Source organism: Promicromonospora sp. NPDC057138, assembly GCF_042670845.1.
Lineage (GTDB): Bacteria > Actinomycetota > Actinomycetes > Actinomycetales > Cellulomonadaceae > Promicromonospora.
In genome coordinates this window covers 1-19733 of sequence record NZ_JBHUUX010000068.1, presented here as the reverse complement: position 1 = coordinate 19733, position 19733 = coordinate 1, and the positions used below count along the sequence as shown (strand labels likewise).

The following is a 19733-nucleotide window of genomic DNA, read 5'->3' as shown; positions in this document are numbered from 1 at the left end:
TGACCATGGTCACACCCTGTCGGTCTTTCTGGAATCGGTCAAGTTTTCACCCGTGTACCGCCGCCGCGTACCGCCGGGACAGCTCCGCCAGGTGGTCGACCAGCCCCTGCGGCTCCCGGACCGTGAAGTCGAGCCCGAGCATGCCGATCCACACGGCCACCGTCTCCAGGCTGTCCCCGCCCGTGACCAGCACGCTCGTCCCGTCGTCGCGCGGCTCGACCGTGCCGACCGCCGGGTTGACGCGGGCGAGCACCTCTTCGGCCGGAGCGTGCACCAGGATCCGGGCGTGCACCGCCCAGCCCGTCCGGGCCACCTCCCGGACCACGAACTCGGTCAGGTCGAACGGCGGGTCGGTGGGCACGAACCGCCGTCCGCCCGGGGTGCGCAGCTCCAGCCAGTCCAGGCGGAACGGCTCCCACCGGCCAGAGCCGACGTCCCGCCCCACGAGGTACCACCGCCGCTGCCAGGCCACGAGCCGGACCGGCTCCACCTCCCGCGGCTCGGAGCGGTACCAGCAGCGCAGCCCCTGGTGGTCGCGGATCGCGGCGGCCAGCTCGGTGAGCAGCGCCGGGTCGACGGCGGGGTCCTCGACGTTGCTGTCCGTGTTCGCCGGCCCGGCGCTCGTGGCGTCCCGCAGCGCGGCGACCTGACGGCGCAGGCGGTCGGGCAGCACCTGCTCCAGCTTGGCGAGCGCGCGGGCGCTGCTCTCCTCGATCCCGCCGACGCCGGTGGCGGCCCGCAGCCCGACCGCCACGGCGACGGCCTCCTCGTCGTCGAGCAGGAGCGGGGGCAGCTTGCCGCCCACGCCCAGCCGGTAGCGGCCGCCGGGCCCGCGGACGGCGTCGACCGGGTAGCCGAGGTCGCGCAGGCGGGCGACGTCGTTGCGCACCGTGCGGCCGGTGACGTCGAGCCGCGCCGCGAGCTCGGCGCCGGACCACTCGGCACGGGACTGCAGCAGGCCCAGGAGGGCGAGCAGCCGCCCCGCCGTCGTACTCATCGCGGCTCCTCATGACGTTCCGGAAAGTTCTTCGAACCACGCCAGAATAGAGGAAAGAACCGTTCCTGAACCGCCCGTAGTGTCGGAGACATGGAGACCAGGAGCAACACCACCGACACCACCGTCACCAGTGAGATGAGCACCGACATGAGCACCGACGTCCGCCCCTTCCGCATCGAGATCCCGCAGGCCGACCTCGACGACCTGGCCGACCGCCTCGCCCGCACCCGCTTCGCCCCGGCCGCGCCGGGCGACTCCTGGGACTACGGAACTCCCGAGTCGTACCTCCGCAACGCGGTGGACCGCTGGCGCACCACGTTCGACTGGCGCGCGGTCGAGGAGCGGGCCAACGCCTTCCCGCAGTTCCTGACCGAGATCGACGGGCAGACCGTGCACTTCCTGCACGTCCGCTCGGCAGAGCCGGGCGCGCGCGCCCTCGTCCTGACCCACACCTACCCGGGCTCGTTCCTCGACTTCCTCGACATGATCGGCCCGCTCACCGACCCGGTCGCCCACGGCGGCCGCGCCGAGGACGCCTTCCACGTCGTCGTCCCGTCGATCCCCGGCTTCGGCTTCAGCACCCCGCTCAGCGAGCCGTCCGACGGCGGGAGCTGGACCATGGCCCGCGTCGCCCGCACCTGGGACACCCTGATGCGCCGGCTGGGCTACGAGTCCTACGGCACCCACGGCAGCGACGCCGGCACGATGATCGGCCGGGAGCTCGCCGTCATGGACCCCGAGGGCTTCCTCGGCGCCCACCTGCTACAGCTCTTCTCGTTCCCGTCCGGCGCGGAGGGCGAGATGGACGGGTTCGGCCCCAAGGAGTTCGCCGCCCTCGCGCACATGCAGTGGTTCCAGAGCGTGGGCGGGTACAACGCGATGAACGCCTCCCGGCCCCAGACGATCGCCGCCGGGCTCAGCGACTCGCCCGTCGCGCAGCTCGCCTACAGCGAGCTGTTCGAGAACTTCGGCAACGGCACCAGCCTCGTCTCCCTCGACCAGGTGCTGGCGCAGGTCAGCCTCTACTGGCTCACCAACACGGCGGCGACGGCGGTGCGCTACCACTACACCGAGCAGCGCTCCGGCGCGGAGCCCGTGGTGAGCACGGGCCGGATCGGCGTCGCCGTCTTCGCCGACGACTTCCAGACCATCCGGTCGCTCGCCGAGCGGGACAACGCCCGCATCGAGCACTGGGCCGAGTACCCGAAGGGCGGCCACTTCGCAGCCCTGGAGGTGCCGGAGCTCGTGGTCCAGGACCTGCGGACGTTCTTCGCCCAGGCCTGACCTGGTCTCGACGGGCTCGACCACCGGTGCGGTGGTCGAGCCCGTCTTGTTCTTGTTTCGTCACACCTCCGGGAAGTCGCGCAGCCCGCGCACCCGGCTCGCCAGCAGCACGAGGGGCGCCCCGAGCGTGGCGACCGCGAGCGCCAGGATGCCCGCCCGGAGCCCGACCGCATCGGCGACCAGCCCAGCCAGGAGCCCGCCCACGGGGATACCGCCCCAGGAGACGAACCGGACGGTCGCCATGACGCGGGACAGCAGCTCTGGTGGTGTGGACACGAACCGGTAGGTCCGCGTGGCGGTGCTGAGCCAGACCACACCCATGGAGAAGATCGCACTGCCGACGGCGAAGGCGATCATCCCCGCGACCCCGGCGCCCAGGGGAATCACCGCCGCTCCTGCGACGCTCACGAAGCTCGAGACGACCGCCAGCCGCGCCGAGCCGATCCGGCGGCTCAGCCAGGGCACCGCGCCTGCGCCGAGGATGGAGCCGACCGCCGCGGCGGCGAGCAGCAGGCCGACCAGCCCTGCGGGCGCGTGCAGCTCACGCACCAGGTACAGGGTGAACAGGGCGAGCTGGCCGCCGCACACGACGTTGATCAGGGTGGCGGCCCACATGCACGGGCCGACGATCGGGTGGCGGCTCACGTACCGCCACCCCTCGGCGATCAGGGTGCGGATCGGGGTGTCCGACGCCGCCTCGGTCGCCGTGGGCTGTTCCGGCAGGGTCCGCAGCAGGATCGCCGAGGCGATGTAGCTGACGACGTCGACGAGCAGCGCGGCCACGGCGCCCACCGCCTGGACGAGCAGCCCGCCCAGGGACGGTCCCGCGAGCTCGCCGACGCCGTGCGTGGCACTCATCAGGCTGTTGCGGCCCTGGATGCGGTCCTTGGGCACGACGGAGACGAAGTAGGTGGTGTTCGCTGTGTCGAACAGCACGCTCGCGAAGGAGATCACGAGGGCCACACCGACGAGGTGGCCGAACGTGAGCGCGCCGAGCCACCACGCCACAGGCACCGACGCGATCGCGGCGGCCCGGACGAGGTCGGCCGCGACCTGGATGCCGCGCACCCGGGAGCGCGCCACCAGCGCGCCGGCCGGCAGGCCGAGCACGAGCCACGCCACGTAGGTCGCGGCGGCGAGCACGCCCATCTGGCTCGGGCCGGCGTCCAGGACGAGCACCGCGACCAGCGGGAGGGCGACGGTGGTGACGCCGGTGCCGAGCGTGCTCGTCGCGCTCGCCGTCCAGTAGGTCCAGAAGGCCCTCGCGCCCGGCGATGCACCGACGGTGGTCGAGGCCGGTTCGATCCGCGCCATGTGCTCCACTCTCCTAGTGAGTTCCATTTTGGAACGTACACTAGCTGGACATGGTCACGACGACGAATACGCCAGGATGGGGCCCATGCGGTACGCAGATCTCTCCGACACCGATTGCGGCATCGCCCAGACGATGGGCGTGGTCGGCGACTGGTGGACCTGGCTCGTGCTGCGCGAGATCGCGGGCGGCCGCGCCCGGTTCGACCGTATCCAGGGCGAGCTCGGCATCAGCAGACGCGCCCTGACCGAACGGCTCGCCACGCTGGTCGGCCACGAGATCCTGACCAGGCGCGCCTACTCCGAACGCCCACCGCGCCACGACTACGTGCTCACCCCGAAGGGTGAAGGCCTGCTCTCGGTCCTGGTCGCCATGCAGGAGTTCGGCGACCGGTACCTGCTGGGCGACGGCAGCGTCTCCGCGTCATCGGCCGGCGACTCCGCGGAGGCCCGGCGCGTCCACGAGCTGGTGGGCCGGCCCATACCGGAGCTGACGCTGACCGCCCACGACGGGACCGCCGTCGACGTCGGCGGGGAGACGACCGAGAGGTGGCGGGTCCTGTTCCTGTTCCCCGGCGCGTTCGCACCCGGCGACGCGCCGCCCGCATGGGGGCAGATGCCGGGAACGGCGGGCTGCACCCTTGAGGCCACCACCTACGCGTCGCGGCACGCCGACTTCGCGGCGCTCGGCGCGGACGTGATCGGGATCAGCACGCAGCAGACCGACGAGCTCGACGCGTTCGCCGATTTCGCCGGCCTCCCCTACCGCCTCGCGTCCGACGGCGACGCGCTGCTGGCGGCTCACCTCCGGCTCCCGATCTTCCGCACCGCGGGTCAGGAGCGGTACAAGCGCCAGAGCCTGCTGGTCTCGCCACGGGGCTCGATCGCCCACGTGCAGATGCCGATCACCGACCCCGCCGGATCGGTGGCCGAGATGCTGGAGGCGATAGAACACCTGGTCGAGGTGTAGCTAGAACCGCATGTACGGAAGGTTGACGATGGCAAGGTTGAAGACTGCCGCGAGCACCACCGGTCCACCTGACGCCAGCGCGACCGGCAGCGCGCCCCGGACGCGACGGACGAGCATCACGGTCACCAGCGCCAGGCCGGCGACGCCGATCACGGTCCAGTAGACGGGGCTCGTCGTCTCGCGGATGATCGTCAGCCCGTACACGGACTCCCCCACGCCGATGCCGGCGAGCAGCGCCGTGCCGAGGGCCGCCCGGACACCGGTGGCGCGCAGCCACGACGCGGCCGCTCCCACGAACGGCCCGGCGACCACTCCCACGACGGAGAAGTGCAGCGGGTCGTACACGAAGCCGCGCACCTGGGCCGCCACCATGTACCCGAGCACGAGCAGCACGAAGCTCACCGCCCCCAGCACCGCTGCGGGCACGGTGCGCGCCCGGGACCAGTACACGAGCAGCGCGGTGAGCACCGTCCAGCCGCTGGCCGAGTTGGCGAACGACTCGAAGGCGTCCGGCAGGAACCCCTGCGCGTACGACGTCAGGCCGCCCAGCAGGAAGCTCAGGACCACGACGATCCCGAGTCGGATCACCGGGCGAGAGATGAGCGCTGGGGCGGACGAGGTCTGTGCGGCCGTAGTCATGGCACAGAATCTATGGACCGGCGCCGCCGCGCACATCGGCCCCAGGTCGGATCGTGTCCACCCCAGGGTGGACGTCGCACGGAGCCACGCGGGGTTCGTGATGCGGCGCGCTCAGCTCGCCCGGTCGTACTCCTCGTCGGTGACGTGCTCGAGCCAGGTGGTCGTGGTGTCCGGGTCGTCGGCATTGTCGAGCATGGCGAGGTGCTCCATGAAGCTGTCGGCCGCCGCCCCGTGCCAGTGCTCCTCGCCCGGCGGGCAGTAGGCGGTCTGACCGGCGTGCAGCTCGACCCGGTCGCCGCCGCGCGCCTGCACCCAGGCGACGCCCTGGGTCACGTGCAGCGTCTGGCCGAGCGCGTGCGAGTGCCATGCCGTGCGGGCTCCGGGGGCGAACCGGACCTTGGCGACGATCATGCGCTGACCCTCCGTGCGCGGTGCCGCGATCGGATCGAGCCAGACGTCGCCGGTGAACCGTTCGGGCGGGTTCTTGACGGTCGGGGTGCGGGGGTCGATGTCCATGGTTCGACCGTAGGCACAGGCCGCCGCCGCTGGCATGCCCTGCTGTGACCGGTAATGCCAGTCACTCCCTCAGGCCGCGCTCGCGGGTTCCCATGGTTGGTGGGAGGAACACACATGACCACACACCTGACCCTGAACAACGGCGTCGAGCTGCCCGCCCTGGGCTTCGGCGTCTTCCAGACGGCGCCCGCGGAGACCGTGGTCGCCGTCGAGGCCGCGCTGCGGACCGGCTACCGGCACATCGACACGGCCGCCGCCTACGGCAACGAACGTGAGGTCGGCGAGGCGATCCGCCGCTCCGGCCTCGACCGGTCCGAGATCTTCGTCGAGACCAAGGTCTGGATCAGCGACTACGGCTACGACGCGGCGCTGCACGCCTTCGAGAAGTCGGCGGCCAAGCTCGGCGTCGGCCAGCTCGACCTGCTGATCCTGCACCAGCCGCTGCCCACCGACTTCCATCTGACGATCGACGCGTACCGGGCGCTGGAGCAGCTGCTCGCCGACGGCAAGGTCCGCGCGATCGGCGTCAGCAACTTCATGCGCGAGAACCTCGACGAGCTCCTCGGCGCGACGTCGGTGGTGCCCGCGGTCAACCAGATCGAGATCCACCCGTACTTCGCCCAGCGCGACGTGCTGGCCGCCGACGCCGAGCGCGGCATCCTCTCGCAGGCCTGGTCCCCGATCGGCGGCATCACCTTCTACCGCACGGGCGGCACCAGCACGCTCGACGACCCCACCATCGCGGGCATCGCCGCTGCCCACGGCAAGACAGCGGCCCAGGTGATGCTGCGCTGGCACCTGCAGGAGGGCCGGTCGGCCATCCCGAAGTCGGTCACGCCGCACCGGATCGAGGAGAACTTCGACGTCTTCGGCTTCGAGCTCACCGAGGCCGAGCTGCGGGCCATCGACGCGCTCGACGAGGGCGTGCGGCGGGGCCCTGAGCCGGCGTCGCTCACCCTGGAGACTGCGGGCTTCAAGATCCCGGAGGCCTGAGCCCTGGCACCCGGGGGCCGGATCCGCCGCCTTGGCGGCCCGGCCCTTCCGGGTAACGCCAGTGCCTCCCACGCCGGGGCGGACCGGCTTACCGTGTGGTCATGGGACAGATCGACCACCGCACCGAGGTCCGCGAGTTCCTCAGCTCGCGGCGGGCCCGCATCACACCAGAACAGGCGGGCCTGCCCGCCTACGGAAGCAACCGGCGGGTGAAGGGCCTGCGCCGCGAGGAGGTGGCGATGCTGGCCGGCGTCTCCGTCGACTACTACGTGCGGATGGAGCGCGGGAACCTCTCGGGCGCCTCGGACAGCGTGCTGGACGCCCTGGTCGGCGCGCTTCAGCTCGACGAGGCGGAACGCGATCACCTCTTCACTCTCGCCCGCACGGCAGGTTCCGGCCGTGCCCGACGGCGGCGAGCCCCGAGCACGGTGCGGCCCGCCGTGCAGCGGGTGCTCGACGCGATCAGCGACGCACCCGCGTGGGTGCGCAACGGCCGGCACGACATCGTGGCGATGAACCGCCTGGGCAGGGCCCTGTACGCGCCGGTGCTGGCCGACCCGCGCCGCCCGGCGAACACGGCCCGGTTCGTCTACCTCGATCCGGCCGCCCGGGAGTTCTTCGTGGACTGGGAGACGGTCTCGCGCGACTCGGCATCCTACCTTCGCCTCGAGGCCGGACGCAACCCGCACGACCCCGACCTGGTCGCGCTGGTCGGCGAGCTCTCCACCCGGAGCGAGCTGTTCCGCCAGCGGTGGGCGTCGCACGACGTGCGGCTGCACCGCAGCGGCCAGAAGCGCCTGCGGCACCCCGTGGTCGGCCGGCTCGACCTGAGCTTCGAGTCGATGGAGCTGCCCTCCGAGCCCGGCCTGGTGCTCAACGTGTACACCGCCTCGGCCGGCACCCCCGCCGCGGACGGCCTCGCGATGCTCGCCTCCTGGGCCGCCACGCAGGACGAGGCAGACCTCACCGAGCAGCCGGGCGCCTCCGTGGAGGAGCTCCGGGGCTGAGCCCGAGCACGTGCCGGCCGCGGTCTAGGGTTGCCGGCATGGCGACCCTCAAGGACGTGGTGTTCGACTGCCGCCACCCCGCCTCCCTGGCGCGGTTCTGGGCGACAGCCATGGACGGCTACGACGTAGCGCCCTACGACGACGAGGAGCTGGCGCGCCTGCGCACCATCGGCGTCGACGACCCGGAGGACGACCCGTCCGTGCTGGTCGAGGCGCCCGACGGCGGTCTCCCCCGGCTGTTTTTCAACCGCGTGCCGGAGCCCAAGACGGTGAAGAACCGCGTGCACCTCGACCTGCGCGCCGCCGATCGGGAGGCCGAGGTGGCGCGGCTGATCGCGGCGGGGGCCAGCGAGATCGGCCGGCACGAGGACTGGGTGGTCATGGCCGACCCCGAGGGGAACGAGTTCTGCGTCTTCCCGGCCTAGGGCCGGCGGCCGCCGGTTCCGCTACTCGTCTCGCAGGCTGCGGACGGCGCCTTCCGCACTGAGCCTGCTGGCGTTGACGAACCGCAGGATGGATTCCAGCTCGGCACCGCTGAACGCCGCGAGGTCGTCGCGGGTCCGCTCGGTCAGGCCCGCGTCCCCGTCGAGGACGCCGGCTCCGGATCAGCCCTGTTCAACACCTTCACCCAGCTGGCGGCGAAGTTCATGCTGCTGCGGCGTCCCACCGTGCTCGACACCTGACCAGGCACGCCGGTGGCCGCCACGGTGTTGTGGCGGCCACAGGTTGTGGTCAGCGGGTGCGGTCAAGGTCGCGGTCAGACGGCCGCAGCCCGGGCGAGATGGCTCTGCCGGTGACGACGAGGTACAGGCTCGGCAGGCCTGCGATGAGCGCCATCGTGATCGCCGCGGCGGCGAGCTGGCCGTTCGCGAGCAGCGGGATCGCTATCGCCGATCCGAGAGGCGGAGTGGCCTGCATGAGAGTGCGCAGGGCGGCGAAGGCTCGGCCGTGCAGTCCCGGCGCTATGCGGCGCATCCGCAGCGACTGGGCCCAGACGGTCATCGGTGCGCTGAACAGGCCGATGGCGAAGAACCCCCCGGCGACCAGGATCTGGTGAGGAGCTGCGAGGACGGCAAGGAATGCTACGGCGGCGGCGGCCTGAACAAGCCCGATCGCTCTGACCAGCGACCGCTGCGGCTGACGATGCCCCGCCGAGGCAGCGCCGACCACCTCGCCGGCGGCCATGGCCGACAGGAGCATGCCGAGCGCCGCGGCGCCGTCCGCCAGGTGGTTCTTGGCGAGCCATGGCGCGGTGACGAGCAGCATGCCTTCGGCGATGTTGAACGCCATGAAGGCGATCGTCGTGGCGACGATGACCCGGTCCTTGGCGAGGTGAGCGAGTGACAGTGAACGGGCAGGCGCGCCCGGTTCCCGCTCCGCCGCCGATATCGGCCGAAGCGATCGCCGAACCATCGCTGCGGCAAGGGCGAAGACGACAAACGAGGCGCTGTCGATCAGCAGGACGCCGGCCGCACCGAACTGGGCGATCAACAATCCCGCCGCGGCCGGGCCTGCGACGCCCGCGATGCTGAAGCTCATGCTCTCCAGCGCGTTGGCGGGTTCAAGATCGGCGTCGTCGACCAGCTGGGGAATCGCCGCGGGAAAACCCGCCAGCGGAACCATCTTCAGAAGCCCGTAGACAGCGGCGACGACGAACGGCAGCCAGGCAGGTGTGGTGGCGAGCACGGCAGTCAGTGGAATCGAGGCGACGACGGCGGCACGGAGGAGACTGTCGGCGATCAGCACGGCTCGCTTGTCGAATCGGTCCAGCAACGGCCCGACCACCAGGCCGCCCAGCAGAACCGGGGCGGTGTAGCAGATGCCGAGCAGTCCCAGCTGAGCGGTGCCATCCGGTCTGGACAGCACGAGCCAGGACAGGGCCACGAACGTCATGCCGTCGCCCATGGTGGACACCGTGGCCCCCAACCACAGCCGGCGGAAATCGGCATTACGGAGGACATGCAGGTATCGCCGCATCACGGCCTTTCAGGTAGGGCAGCCCACAGCTGCATCGCCGCGTACGAACGCCACGGCCGCCACGCCTCGGCTTGGGCTGCCAAGCCACGCGGGTTGTCTGCGATACCGAGATGTCGGGCGGCCTCGCGCAGCCCCAGATCGTTGTGGGGAAGAACATCCGGATCGCCGAGGGCGCGCATCGCGATGTATCCAGCGGTCCACGGCCCGACCCCAGGAACGGAGCGCAGGGCCGCCACACACTCCTCGCGGTCCACTCCCCGGTCCAGCACGATCTGGTTGGCGCACACGGCACGCGCCAGTGCCCGCAGCGTGCCCGCGCGCCGCCTCGTGAGCCCGATCGCCTCGAGGTCCGCATCGGCCAGCGCGTCGGCCGTGGGAAACAGCTGCCACAAGTCCCCCGGGTCCTCCGGGCGGACGAGCGGCTCCCCGAAACGAGCCACAAGCCGCCCGCCGAATGTCCGTGCTGCCGCAAGCGATATCTGTTGGCCGAGCACTGCACGGACAGCCAGCTCGAATCCGTCTGCGCAGCCGGGTACCCGCAGCCCCCGTCTGGCGCGTACCAGCGGACCGAGCGCCGGGTCCGACTCGAGATCGTCGGAGATCAACGCGGGATCGGCGTCGAGATCGAAGATCTCGCGGCAGCGCGCGACGGCGGCGGTGACGTCGCGCAGATCGGCCAGCGACAACCGCACGACGAGGACGCCCCCACCGCCCGGCCCGGTATCGAATGCCGCGTCAACCAACCCGCTCCCGTGCGGTAGCCGCAGCGTGCGGCGGTAGTGCCCGTCGTCGACGGCCTCGACACCTGGAATCGCGCGGGTGCCGAGCCAGTCGAGCAACGGAGCGACCGGCAGAGGCTCGCGGTACCGCAGCCGGACCTCGAGCTGGCCGTCACCGGACACCGTGCCTCTGAGCTCGCTGGGCGAACGGCCGAACGCCGAACGCACGCCATCGTTGAACTGCCGCACGCTGGCATATCCCGCAGCGAACGCGACATCCGCAAGCGGGATCGCGCTCGATTCGATCAGCAGCCTCGCCACATGGGCGCGGCGGCTGATGGCCAGCATCTGCGGGCCGACGCCCACCTCCGCCACGAGCTGTCGATGTAGATGCCGTTCGCTGACGGCGAGCCGGCGTGCCAGTCCCCCGACGCCCTCCAGATCGACCGAGCCGCCCGCGATCAGGCGAAGCGCCCTGGCCGCCAGGTCACCGCGGACGTTCCACGCGGGGTCGGACGGCCCCACGTCAGGGCGACACCGGCGGCAGGCCCGAAATCCGGCCGCTTCCGCCGCCGCCCCGAGCTGGAAGAAGCGCACGTTCTTTCGGAGCGGGGTGCGGGAGGGGCAGGTGGGACGGCAGTACACACCGGTACTCGTCACGGCGACCACGAAACGGCCGTCGAACCGCTGATCGCGGCTGGCCATGGCGCGGTAGTACGGCTCGAAGTCGGACACCTGAGCATCTTGCACCGTCTCGCGCGCCACGGTCTGGCGGCGATCGGACACAGTGGTTGCCAGGCACACCTATGGCCGCCACGGCGGGTGCGCCGTGGCGGACTCGGGCTTGCCGGATCAGGTCCAGGCCAGGTCGGCGCGCGAAGGACGCGCGCGTGCCCGACGTCGGCGCGGCCGCCCTCGGGGACGCGCGATCGCCCCTGGCGCAGCCGTGCAGCTCAGAGTGCCGCGCTCATCACGGGCTCGACCGTGACGGACCGGACGCGGCGGCTCCGGCATCACCGACAGGTACTCGTGCCCGGTCGGTGTCACTGTGGCCACCACGTACCGACCGCCCGCGGCCAGACGAGGCGCCAGCCAAGCGTCACGGAACACAAGCCGCGAGCCTCGGCACCCGGATCATCCAGATGCCGAGGCTGAACCCTGCAGCGCTTCCGTCAGGTCGCGCAGTACCTCTCCGAGTAGTCGCCGAACGCCGCTCCGACGTCCGCCGCCGTTAGCCCGTACCGGGACAGCTCGTACTCGTGCGACCGCCCCGAACGCGCACGCGCGAGCGCGGCGTCGAGGTTTCCGGCGTCGCGGTCGGTCCAGGTGGCACCGATCCGGTCGTAGAGCTCCGGCATGCGCGCGTGCGGTTCCGCGGCCAGCCAGGCGTAGGGGACGTCGACGAACGACACTCCCTCAGCGGCGGCCCGCGCCGCACGCGCCCGCTCGACGGCCGAGGCCTGCAGCTCCAGCCACGTCCGGCCGATGGCCTGCGGGTCGGGGCGCCGGACGTGGAGCGCCTGCGTGGTCTCCACCAGGGAGCACACCGACCCGATCGCGGCTGCCGGATCGCGGTGGGTCCACACGATCGTCGCACCGGGGAACACCGCAAGGATCTCCGGAAGGTGGCCCAGGTGCATGGGCGACTTCAGGATCCACCGCCTGCGTTCGCGGCCGTACTGCAGCACCTGGACAGCCTGCCTGAGGTAGGCGTAGTCCGGCAGGTAGTTCCGGTCGCGCTGCCAGCGGTTGTAGTCGGGCATGTCGGCACGGGCCAGGTGCGAGCTCCCGTGCGGCAGCACGTAGTTGCACTCGTCAGGCTTCTCGGCGTCGAGCGGGTGGATCACCCGGAAGGCCGGGGCCAGGCGCATGAAGGCGCGCGCCATCTTCCGCGTGTCCTCGATGTGCGCTCGCGCGGCGCCTTCGCCGCGGTCGATGTCCGTGAACAGCAGCTCCCACAGGGCTGGGCCGCGATGGCCCGCCGAGCCGGCGAGGATGTTGTGCGCCAGGGTCGTCGCCGTCCTGGGCAGGCCGGTGATGATGACGGGGTTCTCGATCGGCTCGTCCTCGATCTCGGGGATCTGGCGGATCAGGCGGTCGATCCGGAGCCGGTTCTCGAGGCGGACGCCGATGTCGGAGACCACGCTCTGCCAGCCCATCGGGCTCAGCCCCGGGCACGAGGCGAAGGAGTGGAGTACGACGCGGAGGTCGGCGACGAACTCCGGGACCGCCGCCGCGTCGGCCCTCGTCCTTCGCTCTGCCGTGGCGACGAGCCTGTCGAACGTGCGGTCAGGTGTCCGCATCCCGGCGGTCGTCGGGCGCAGCAGTACATTCAGCGCGCTCGTGGCGAGCGAGGTGCGTCGCACGGCGACTCCTCCGGGAGGGCGGCCAAGCGGGCCGGTCTGAACTTTTTGTCCACCCTACGGCGTGTTTCAGAAGTCGTGTGGCTTGTGAGACACCGCCCTTCTCGGGCGTCCAACCCTCAGGCCGCGGGTGCGGTCTGAGGGTTGGTTCCCACGTCGTCCAGTCCCTTACCGCCGCGACGTCGGACGTCGCGGTGGGTGGGGGTGTTCTGTCGGTGGGCGTTCGTGACGGGGCCGGCTGCTTGACGGTCCCCGACCCGGGCAACACCACGCCCCGCACCGTCATCAACGGTAGGGGTGTGGTTCTCGGCCCAGGCGGCGAGATTCACTGCGGCATTCAGATCCCGATCCATGACGTGCCCACACTCGCGGCACTCGAAGACGCGGTCTTTGAGCGTCAAGTCCTTGCGCAGCGCACCGCAAGAGGAGCAGGTCTTGGACGACGGAAACCACCGATCGGCCACGACGACCTGTCCACCCCGCCAGGCCTGCTTGTAGGTGGCCTGCCTAGCGAGCTCGCTCCAGGCCGCGTCCGAGATGGCGCGGGAGAGCTTGCGGTTTGATCGCATGCCGGTGATGTTCAAGTCTTCCAGGACCAGCCTGTCGTGGTTCTTGACCAGCTGGTTGGACACCTGATGCAGCACATGACGGCGACGGTTGCGGATCCGTGCGTGCTGCCGAGACAAGCGGACGACAGCCTTACGACGGTTCTTCGATCCCTTCTTCTTCCGTGACACAGCTCGAGACAGGCGCCGCAAGCGTGGCAGCCCGCGTCGGAAGGCGCGCTGGTTGTCGACCCGCAGAACCTCGACGCCGTCGGACGAACCGGCAACAGCCAGGACGTGTAGGCCACGATCCACACCCACCCAGCCCTTTTCGCGGTCCCGGGTGGGCTGCACGTCGCCCACCTCGACAGGCAGGGGCGCGTGCTGAGGCGCGGGGTGCCGGTGCGTTGGGTGCAGGTCGGCGGCCTCGACGGTGATAGCGATCCACCACCGGTTCGCCCCGCGACTCACGGTCACGTGGAGGATCCGGGCGCGGCCGGTGGCGATCATCCGGCGCAGGCGCCGGGTGCATTCCCGCACACGCAGGGTGCCGATCTTCGGCAACGTCACCGACCGGTGGCGTTCCCCGTCCCCGACACGGATCCTGCGACGCCCACCACTGCCGTTGTTCCGGATCCGGAACGACCCACCCATCGGGCTCTTCTTCTTGAAGCGCGGGAACCTGACCTTCGGTCCCTTCCGGGCACCGGTACGTGAGTCGTTCGACGCTTTCAGTCCGCGGCCGAGGTCGACGCAGGCTTCCTCGAACACCTGCGCCAGCACCTGGCCCTGCCAGACCAGACCCGTGACTTCCACGTGTGCTGTACCCGTCGGGTCGACGAGGAACTGGCGCCCGGCGGCTTCCGACCGCTTCCAGGCGTTGAACGCGTTGATCAGATCAAACCCGGTCCACGGCACCCGAGCAGCACCCGGGACGTCGCCGTTCCCGGGGTGGTCGCCATCCGACCCCGCCCCTGGGGAGTGTCCGCGGTGGGCAGCCGCGTACGCGTCGTTGTGCAGGCGCAGGGCCTGGTTGAACGCGAACCTCGCCGCGCCCACGTGCTGGGAGAGCACACGTTCCTGCTCGACCGACGGGTCGAGACAGAACCGGAACGACGTGTGCCTGGGCATGCCAAGCATCCTGCCACCAGCCACTGACAAACAACCTTGATCAGTCCTTCAACCACTGATCTGTACGTACATCCGTTCGTAGATATCCGGGGACTCACCGGCCTTACCGCCGAGTTCCGAAACACGGCCTAGTTCGGCCCGATCCCCGGTCGAGGAATCAGCGCGCCCGAGCGAGGTCCCGGACCAAGGCCGGCCTGCCCCGCCGGCCGACGAGGGCGAACCACGTGGCTACCGGATAGGACAGCCGCACCACGAAGTAGTTCACATACTCGAGGGCCTCGGACGCCCAGACGAGCAGGCACAGCACCAAGGCACTCGCGCCCGAGCCAGTCATCAGCACCCCGACGAGGCAGACGGCCAGCAGGACGACGTCGAGCACCCGGAACGTCCGGGTACACCTGAGCGAACCCGCGCGGCATACCGCCACCGTCGGCGCCGGGCAGCCAGGAGCGCGCGGCAAGCCGGTACGCGGCACCCTGCAGCAGGACGATCAGCAGTGGCGCGATGGCCCACCACAGGGCGGGCCCACCGGCGTCGTCCAGCCTGCCTGCCACTACTGGCTGGACGACGACGACGAAGACGACTGCCGCACTCAGCTCGCCCAGGCCGAGGCTCAGGTAGGTGCGCCAATACGCGATGCCATGGCGGGATCCCGCTCCGTCAATCACCCGACTCAGGGTACGGGCCGGTGGGGACGACGAGGTCCGGCTCTCGGCCGGCGCGCTGGACGATCCCATGCAGCATCGCCCGCCCCGCCGGCCAAGCGCCGAGGCCGCTCGCCTCATTCATATGACCGGCCGCGCCGATCCCCCGCACCTCCGCACCCCATCCCGCGGCCAGGTCCAAAGTCCAGCCAGCAGTCGCGTACGGGTCATTCTCCGAGACGACGACGGCGACCGGGACCGGCAGCCGACGCCGGACGACCCGGAAGCCACCCGCCGTTGCCGACGCCGGAAACGCTGGCCCCGAAGGGTCGGGGACGGCCACGAGCAGGGCACGGACCACCTCGCCCGGCCCGCGCTCGGCGAGCCAGGAGACGGCGGCGAGGCAGCCGAGACTGTGCGCCACGAGGACCACCGGACCCTCGCCGCCCGACACGGCGCGGCTCAGCGCGTCGGCCCAGTCCCGCGCATCGGGTTCCTCCCACGAGGCGGGCCGGAACCTGGTGGCGGGTAGCTCGCGCTCCCAGAGTGTCTGCCAATGTTCCGGCCCGGAGCCGCCGTGGCCCGGCACGGTCACATACCTCACCGGACGGCCACCCCGTCGGAGCCGGCCGTCACGGCAAGCCCGGCCGCCACGTCGACATCCGCCACGCGCCGGACGGCCCGCTCGCGGGCCGCCGTCACTAACGCGTCGATCACTGGATGCGGCTGCGTGTCCGCCAGCTCGGGCTGGAACGCCGTGCCCAGCCAGAACCCGTCCGCCGGCAGCTCGACCACGCGCGGCTCACCTTCGGGGCTCGTCCCGGAAAGCACGAGCCCCGCTGCGACCAACGGTTCGGCATCCGCCGCGGTCAGCCCGAACGAGCAGTGGAATCGCTCGAAGCTCCGCTCGCCGAGCGCCGCGGCCGCCCGGCTCCCCGGCACGACGTCGACCTGCCCGCTGCGACCCTTCAGCGAGCACGCCAGCTCGGTGATCAGCGCGGTCGACGCCGGAGCGTCGCCCGCCTCGCCGCCGCCCGAACCGCCGTCGCCTGCCTCACCGCCGCCCGCCCCACCCGCGACCGGGCTCTCCGCATGCCGCGCCCCGACGCCGACCACGTTGCGCGCGAACTCCAGGATCATGTGCTGGTACCCGCCGCACGTACCGAGCAGCGGAGTCCCGCCCGTCCGGGCGGCGCGGATCGTGTCGATGACGCGGTCCTCGTCGGTATACGGGGAACCGGGGACCACCCAGACGCCGTCGAACGCCGCCGCCTCAGCAGGCACGAGATCCGCGGTCGGGAGCCAGTGCAGGTCGACGTCGTCGTACCGGGACGCGATCTCCGGGATCCGTTCGTGGGCGCGGACCGCCGTCGAGCGATCTCCGACCAGTGCGATGCGTGTGGGGTTCATGCGTCCATGCTGGGCCGCCGTCCTGCATCACGTCCAACGATGAATGCCGATGCCCGAATCGGGATCGCTTATACCCGCGGCCCCGCGCCGGGAGATACTCGCCCCGTGGATACCCGCGCCCTCCTCAGCCTGGCCACGGTCGCCGAGACCGGCTCGTTCTCGCGCGCCGCGAGCGCCCTGGGCTTCACCCAGTCCGCGGTCTCCCAGCACGTCGCCGGTCTCGAGCGGACGGCGGGAACGCCGCTGCTCACCCGGCGCCCGACGGTCGCCCCGACCCCGGCCGGGCGCGAGTTCCTCCGGCACGCCCGGCAGATCCTGGCGCACGAGCAGGCCGCGCGGGCCGCCGTGGCCCGGGTCACCGGGCGCGACCAGGACACGCCGGTCTCCGTGGCCGTCACGCCGGGCACGGAGCACCTCGTCCCGGTGATCGGCCGGATCTCCGCCGTCGTCGTGGACGACGCCGCCGCGGCGGCCGCCGCCCTCACGTCGGGCGGCGCTGACGCGGCCGTCGTCGACGGCATCGCCGCGCCGGGCGACCCGTTGCCCGGCTCCGGCCCGGACCTGGTCGTCCGGGTGGTGGCGGAGGCGCCGATCGGCGTGCTGCTCCCCGTCGACCACCCATTGTCGGGACGACCGGGGCTCGACCTGGCCACCCTCACCGACGCACGGTGGCTCGGTACGACCAGGACCACCTGCTCGACGTCGGACCTCGCCGACGCCGCGCGGCTCCGCCTGCGCAGCGGGACCACCTACACCGGGACCTCGACGGACACGGTCGCGTCGCTGGTCCGCGCGGGTCACGGGTTGCACGCAGCGCCGACGACGGACGTCGCGCCCGCCGGCCTCGCGATCGTGGCTCTCGTAGCGCCCCGGCTCGTGCACCGGATCGAGGTCCGGGTCCACGACCCCGCGCGGGCGGCCGTGCGCGCGATGGCCGACGCCGTCGGCGCGGCGCCCTGAGCCGGCGCGACTCCAGCCCTACCGGCCCCCGGCTCCTTGACTCGTGGTGGGCGTGAGGTGCCGGACGAACCACTCCCGGGCGAGGCCGGCAACCTGCCCGAGCGTGCCGGGCTCCTCGAACAGGTGGGTAGCACCCGCCACGACGGCGAGCTCGCACACACCGCGCATGGCTGCCTGGGCGCGCCGGTTGAGCTCCAGCACGACCTCGTCGTGACCGCCCACGATCAGCAGCGTCGGGGCACCGACGACGGCGAGACGCCTCGCAGCCAGGTCCGGCCTGCCGCCGCGTGACACCACGGCCCGCACGTCGACCGTGGGGTCTGCCGCGGCCCACAGCGCCGCGCCGGCCCCCGTGCTGGCCCCGAAGTACCCGACAGCCAGCGCGGCGGCGTCCGCCCGGGCACCCAGCCAACGGGTGACCTCGACCAGCCTGTGGGCGAGCAGCTCGATGTCGAACACCCTCGCCCGGTCGAGCTCCTCTGCCCGCGTGAGCAGGTCGAACAGGAGCGTCCCGAGCCCTGCCTGGTTGAGCTCCGCCGCGACGTAGCGGTTGCGCGGGCTGTGGCGGCTGCTTCCGCTACCGTGCGCGAACACCACGACGCCGGCCGGGTTCTCCGGAATGGTGAGGTGGCCCGCGAGCTGTACCCCGTCCACGAGCACCTCCACCTCCTCGTCGTAGTGCGGCGGGTCGTCGGCGGCGACGGCAGCCCGCCCCGAGTCCCGTTGGGCGGCGCGGTCGAGGAGCTCGGCAACCTCGGCGTCGGAGGTCTGCCGGAAATCGCCGTACCACTGGCCGACGGCCATGAACCGGGCGGGCGTCGCCAGGCACACCACATCGTCGGCCTCATGCCGTAGCGAACGGATCGAGTCAGCGGCCCCCACGGGCACTGCCAGGATCACTCGGTCCGCGCCCTGCGCTCGTGCGACCTGGCACGCCGCGCGAGCGGTGGACCCTGTCGCGACCCCGTCGTCCACGATCAGCGCGGTTCGGCCGGTCAGCGCGATCCGGCGCCACCCGGCGCGGAAGATCCCCACGCGGCGCAGCAGCTCGGCCCGTTCGGCGCGCTCGACCGCGTCGAGCTCCTCGGGAGCCAGGTGCACGTGGCTCATGACCTCCTCGTCGAGGACCAGGACTTCGCCTTCGCCGATCGCGCCCAGTGCGAGCTCGGGCTGATACGGCACGCCGAGCTTGCGTACGACGATCACGTCGAGCGGAGCGTCCAGTGCTCGCGCGACCTCGAACGCGACCGGAACGCCCCCTCGCGGCAACCCGAGCACCACGACGCCGCCACCACGCAAGGGCTCCAGGCGCTCACCCAGCCGGCGTCCCGCATCGGCACGATCGCTGAACAGCATCGGATACCTCCCGTTCACCAGGAGATGACGGGCCGGGTCTGGCGGAGGCGGCGATCAGGTCGCGACGGGCGCTTTGTGGCCAACAACTACATCGTAGTTGCCGACTCGGGCGGCCCGGCCACCCAGATGTGGACTCATATGGGTGGAGCTGGGGGACTCGAACCCCCGACCCCCTGCATGCGGCCCTCGCATCTTGGGCTCGGCGGGAGACCTCGGCAACTCTCGGAGAAACACCGCTGGCCTCGGACTATCCCGGAATCCGGCGGATGCTTGTGACCCGATACTACCTCGGACCTTCGGGGAAGCTCGATGCGGAGGTTTGGGCGGAGATGGTCTGGTTTCAAGTGCTCGGTGAGGTGTCTGCGAGCAGCGAGCATGGTCCGTTGCCGCTCGGGTCGGCACGCCAACGGGCCGTGCTCGCGGCGCTCCTGGCGGAGCCGGGCGTCATGGTCTCGCTCGACCAGCTGGTCGACAGAGTGTGGGGCGCGACGCCGCCGGCCAGCGCGCGGCAGACCCTGCACAGCTACATATCGCGGCTGCGGGGTGTGCTCAGGGACGAAGGCGGACCACTCCTGGCCCGCCGGTCCAGCGGCTACGTTCTGGCCGTTGACGTGTCCGCGGTGGACCTGCACCGCTTCCGCGCGCTCGTGGCGCGGGCCAAGCAAGCGGACGACGACACCGCCGCGCTGTGGCAGGCGCGATGAGTCTGTGGCGGGGCGAGCCGTTCTCCGGTTTGGACAGCGACTGGCTGCGATCCGTTGCAGTCAGGCTCGAGGCAGAGCGGTTTGCCGCCGTCCTCGACCACAACTACCTGCTGCTGCGATCCGGGGAGCACGCGCGTCTGCTGCCCTCGGTCGCCGACGCCGCGCGGGCGCACCCGCTCGACGAACGCCTGGCCGGGCAGCTGATGC

20 protein-coding genes are annotated in these 19733 nt (G+C 71.5%); 8 read left to right on the top strand and 12 right to left on the bottom strand.

The annotated features are described in order from the left end of the window. Positions 1–46: 46 nt before the first annotated feature. Positions 47–997, bottom strand: a complete 951-nt coding sequence (locus ACFT2C_RS24665) for a helix-turn-helix transcriptional regulator (protein ID WP_377209727.1) — start codon at positions 995–997, stop codon at positions 47–49. Positions 998–1144: 147 nt separating this feature from the next. Between ACFT2C_RS24665 and ACFT2C_RS24660 the strand changes: the two genes are divergently transcribed. Next, positions 1145–2281: an epoxide hydrolase family protein gene (locus tag ACFT2C_RS24660; protein WP_377209737.1), complete on the top strand. Its 1137-nt coding sequence runs from the start codon at positions 1145–1147 to the stop codon at positions 2279–2281. Positions 2282–2341: 60 nt separating this feature from the next. Here ACFT2C_RS24660 and ACFT2C_RS24655 read toward each other — a convergent pair whose 3' ends face one another. Beyond that, positions 2342–3595 (bottom strand): MFS transporter, encoded by a 1254-nt coding sequence (locus ACFT2C_RS24655; RefSeq protein ID WP_377209726.1) that lies wholly within the window; start codon positions 3593–3595, stop codon positions 2342–2344. Positions 3596–3680: 85 nt separating this feature from the next. Between ACFT2C_RS24655 and ACFT2C_RS24650 the strand changes: the two genes are divergently transcribed. Continuing rightward, the gene (locus ACFT2C_RS24650; RefSeq protein ID WP_377209725.1) at positions 3681–4562 is read left to right on the top strand and encodes a winged helix-turn-helix transcriptional regulator; all 882 of its coding nucleotides are present in this window, start codon (positions 3681–3683) and stop codon (positions 4560–4562) included. Here the strand turns inward: ACFT2C_RS24650 and ACFT2C_RS24645 are convergent, their stop codons facing one another. Beyond that, positions 4563–5201: a DUF6518 family protein gene (locus ACFT2C_RS24645; protein WP_377209724.1), complete on the bottom strand. Its 639-nt coding sequence runs from the start codon at positions 5199–5201 to the stop codon at positions 4563–4565. Between the two features lie 111 nt (positions 5202–5312). After that, on the bottom strand, positions 5313–5717 hold the full coding sequence (locus ACFT2C_RS24640; protein ID WP_377209723.1) for a cupin domain-containing protein: 405 nt from the start codon (positions 5715–5717) through the stop codon (positions 5313–5315). A gap of 114 nt (positions 5718–5831) precedes the next feature. Here ACFT2C_RS24640 and ACFT2C_RS24635 point away from each other — a divergent pair, with 114 nt between their 5' ends. From ACFT2C_RS24635 to ACFT2C_RS24625, 3 genes are all read left to right on the top strand, one after another. Then, positions 5832–6710, top strand: coding sequence for an aldo/keto reductase (locus ACFT2C_RS24635; protein ID WP_377209722.1), 879 nt, complete (start codon positions 5832–5834; stop codon positions 6708–6710). A 101-nt stretch (positions 6711–6811) separates the two neighbouring features. Further along, positions 6812–7717, top strand: coding sequence for a helix-turn-helix transcriptional regulator (locus ACFT2C_RS24630; protein WP_377209721.1), 906 nt, complete (start codon positions 6812–6814; stop codon positions 7715–7717). Between the two features lie 38 nt (positions 7718–7755). Next, complete coding sequence (locus ACFT2C_RS24625) at positions 7756–8142, top strand: VOC family protein (protein ID WP_377209720.1); 387 nt, start codon at positions 7756–7758, stop codon at positions 8140–8142. Between the two features lie 307 nt (positions 8143–8449). Here the strand turns inward: ACFT2C_RS24625 and ACFT2C_RS24620 are convergent, their stop codons facing one another. The 7 genes from ACFT2C_RS24620 to ACFT2C_RS24590 all read right to left on the bottom strand — a co-directional run bounded on the left by ACFT2C_RS24620 (position 8450) and on the right by ACFT2C_RS24590 (position 16506). Further along, complete coding sequence (locus tag ACFT2C_RS24620; RefSeq protein ID WP_377209736.1) at positions 8450–9694, bottom strand: MFS transporter; 1245 nt, start codon at positions 9692–9694, stop codon at positions 8450–8452. After that, a complete protein-coding gene (locus tag ACFT2C_RS24615; protein WP_377209719.1) occupies positions 9694–11148 on the bottom strand; it encodes a DNA-3-methyladenine glycosylase 2 family protein in 1455 nt (484 codons plus the stop codon). The genes ACFT2C_RS24620 and ACFT2C_RS24615 overlap by 1 nt, the downstream gene beginning before the upstream one ends. A gap of 437 nt (positions 11149–11585) precedes the next feature. After that, positions 11586–12779 carry a sulfotransferase family protein gene (locus tag ACFT2C_RS24610; protein WP_377209718.1) on the bottom strand — a complete coding sequence of 398 codons (1194 nt, stop codon included), beginning with the start codon at positions 12777–12779 and terminating at the stop codon, positions 11586–11588. A gap of 116 nt (positions 12780–12895) precedes the next feature. Continuing rightward, entirely contained in the window at positions 12896–14452 is a 1557-nt protein-coding gene (locus ACFT2C_RS24605) for an RNA-guided endonuclease InsQ/TnpB family protein (RefSeq protein WP_377209717.1), read from the bottom strand. Positions 14453–14609: 157 nt separating this feature from the next. Then, the gene (locus tag ACFT2C_RS24600) at positions 14610–14831 is read right to left on the bottom strand and encodes a hypothetical protein (RefSeq protein WP_377209716.1); all 222 of its coding nucleotides are present in this window, start codon (positions 14829–14831) and stop codon (positions 14610–14612) included. Between the two features lie 281 nt (positions 14832–15112). Continuing rightward, a complete protein-coding gene (locus ACFT2C_RS24595; protein ID WP_377209715.1) occupies positions 15113–15700 on the bottom strand; it encodes an RBBP9/YdeN family alpha/beta hydrolase in 588 nt (195 codons plus the stop codon). After that, positions 15697–16506 (bottom strand): hypothetical protein, encoded by an 810-nt coding sequence (locus ACFT2C_RS24590; RefSeq protein WP_377209714.1) that lies wholly within the window; start codon positions 16504–16506, stop codon positions 15697–15699. Before ACFT2C_RS24590 ends, ACFT2C_RS24595 begins: the two co-directional genes overlap by 4 nt. Positions 16507–16611: 105 nt before the next feature. Here ACFT2C_RS24590 and ACFT2C_RS24585 point away from each other — a divergent pair, with 105 nt between their 5' ends. Then, on the top strand, positions 16612–17466 hold the full coding sequence (locus ACFT2C_RS24585) for a LysR family transcriptional regulator (protein ID WP_377209713.1): 855 nt from the start codon (positions 16612–16614) through the stop codon (positions 17464–17466). 18 nt (positions 17467–17484) lie between these two features. Here ACFT2C_RS24585 and ACFT2C_RS24580 read toward each other — a convergent pair whose 3' ends face one another. After that, a complete protein-coding gene (locus ACFT2C_RS24580; RefSeq protein WP_377209712.1) occupies positions 17485–18822 on the bottom strand; it encodes a phosphoribosyltransferase family protein in 1338 nt (445 codons plus the stop codon). A gap of 329 nt (positions 18823–19151) precedes the next feature. On the opposite strand from ACFT2C_RS24580, the gene ACFT2C_RS24575 reads away from it, so the two are divergent. Together ACFT2C_RS24575 and ACFT2C_RS24570 are read left to right on the top strand one after the other, a co-directional pair. Further along, positions 19152–19526, top strand: a complete 375-nt coding sequence (locus ACFT2C_RS24575) for a winged helix-turn-helix domain-containing protein (RefSeq protein ID WP_377209711.1) — start codon at positions 19152–19154, stop codon at positions 19524–19526. Beyond that, positions 19523–19733, top strand: a 211-nt coding sequence (locus ACFT2C_RS24570) for a BTAD domain-containing putative transcriptional regulator (RefSeq protein WP_377209710.1), incomplete at its 3' end; no start/stop codon positions are given. The genes ACFT2C_RS24575 and ACFT2C_RS24570, both read left to right, overlap by 4 nt.

Bases quoted from the DNA above. Each gene is read 5' to 3' on its own strand.
- ACFT2C_RS24665 (WP_377209727.1), bottom strand. From the start codon at position 997: ATGAGTACGACGGCGGGGCGGCTGCTCGCCCTCCTGGGCCTGCTGCAG.
- ACFT2C_RS24660 (WP_377209737.1), top strand. From the start codon at position 1,145: ATGAGCACCGACGTCCGCCCCTTCCGCATCGAGATCCCGCAGGCCGAC.
- ACFT2C_RS24655 (WP_377209726.1), bottom strand. From the start codon at position 3,595: ATGGCGCGGATCGAACCGGCCTCGACCACCGTCGGTGCATCGCCGGGC.
- ACFT2C_RS24650 (WP_377209725.1), top strand. From the start codon at position 3,681: ATGCGGTACGCAGATCTCTCCGACACCGATTGCGGCATCGCCCAGACG.
- ACFT2C_RS24645 (WP_377209724.1), bottom strand. From the start codon at position 5,201: ATGACTACGGCCGCACAGACCTCGTCCGCCCCAGCGCTCATCTCTCGC.
- ACFT2C_RS24640 (WP_377209723.1), bottom strand. From the start codon at position 5,717: ATGGACATCGACCCCCGCACCCCGACCGTCAAGAACCCGCCCGAACGG.
- ACFT2C_RS24635 (WP_377209722.1), top strand. From the start codon at position 5,832: ATGACCACACACCTGACCCTGAACAACGGCGTCGAGCTGCCCGCCCTG.
- ACFT2C_RS24630 (WP_377209721.1), top strand. From the start codon at position 6,812: ATGGGACAGATCGACCACCGCACCGAGGTCCGCGAGTTCCTCAGCTCG.
- ACFT2C_RS24625 (WP_377209720.1), top strand. From the start codon at position 7,756: ATGGCGACCCTCAAGGACGTGGTGTTCGACTGCCGCCACCCCGCCTCC.
- ACFT2C_RS24620 (WP_377209736.1), bottom strand. From the start codon at position 9,694: ATGCGGCGATACCTGCATGTCCTCCGTAATGCCGATTTCCGCCGGCTG.
- ACFT2C_RS24605 (WP_377209717.1), bottom strand. From the start codon at position 14,452: ATGCCCAGGCACACGTCGTTCCGGTTCTGTCTCGACCCGTCGGTCGAG.
- ACFT2C_RS24590 (WP_377209714.1), bottom strand. From the start codon at position 16,506: ATGAACCCCACACGCATCGCACTGGTCGGAGATCGCTCGACGGCGGTC.
- ACFT2C_RS24580 (WP_377209712.1), bottom strand. From the start codon at position 18,822: ATGCTGTTCAGCGATCGTGCCGATGCGGGACGCCGGCTGGGTGAGCGC.
- ACFT2C_RS24575 (WP_377209711.1), top strand. From the start codon at position 19,152: ATGGTCTGGTTTCAAGTGCTCGGTGAGGTGTCTGCGAGCAGCGAGCAT.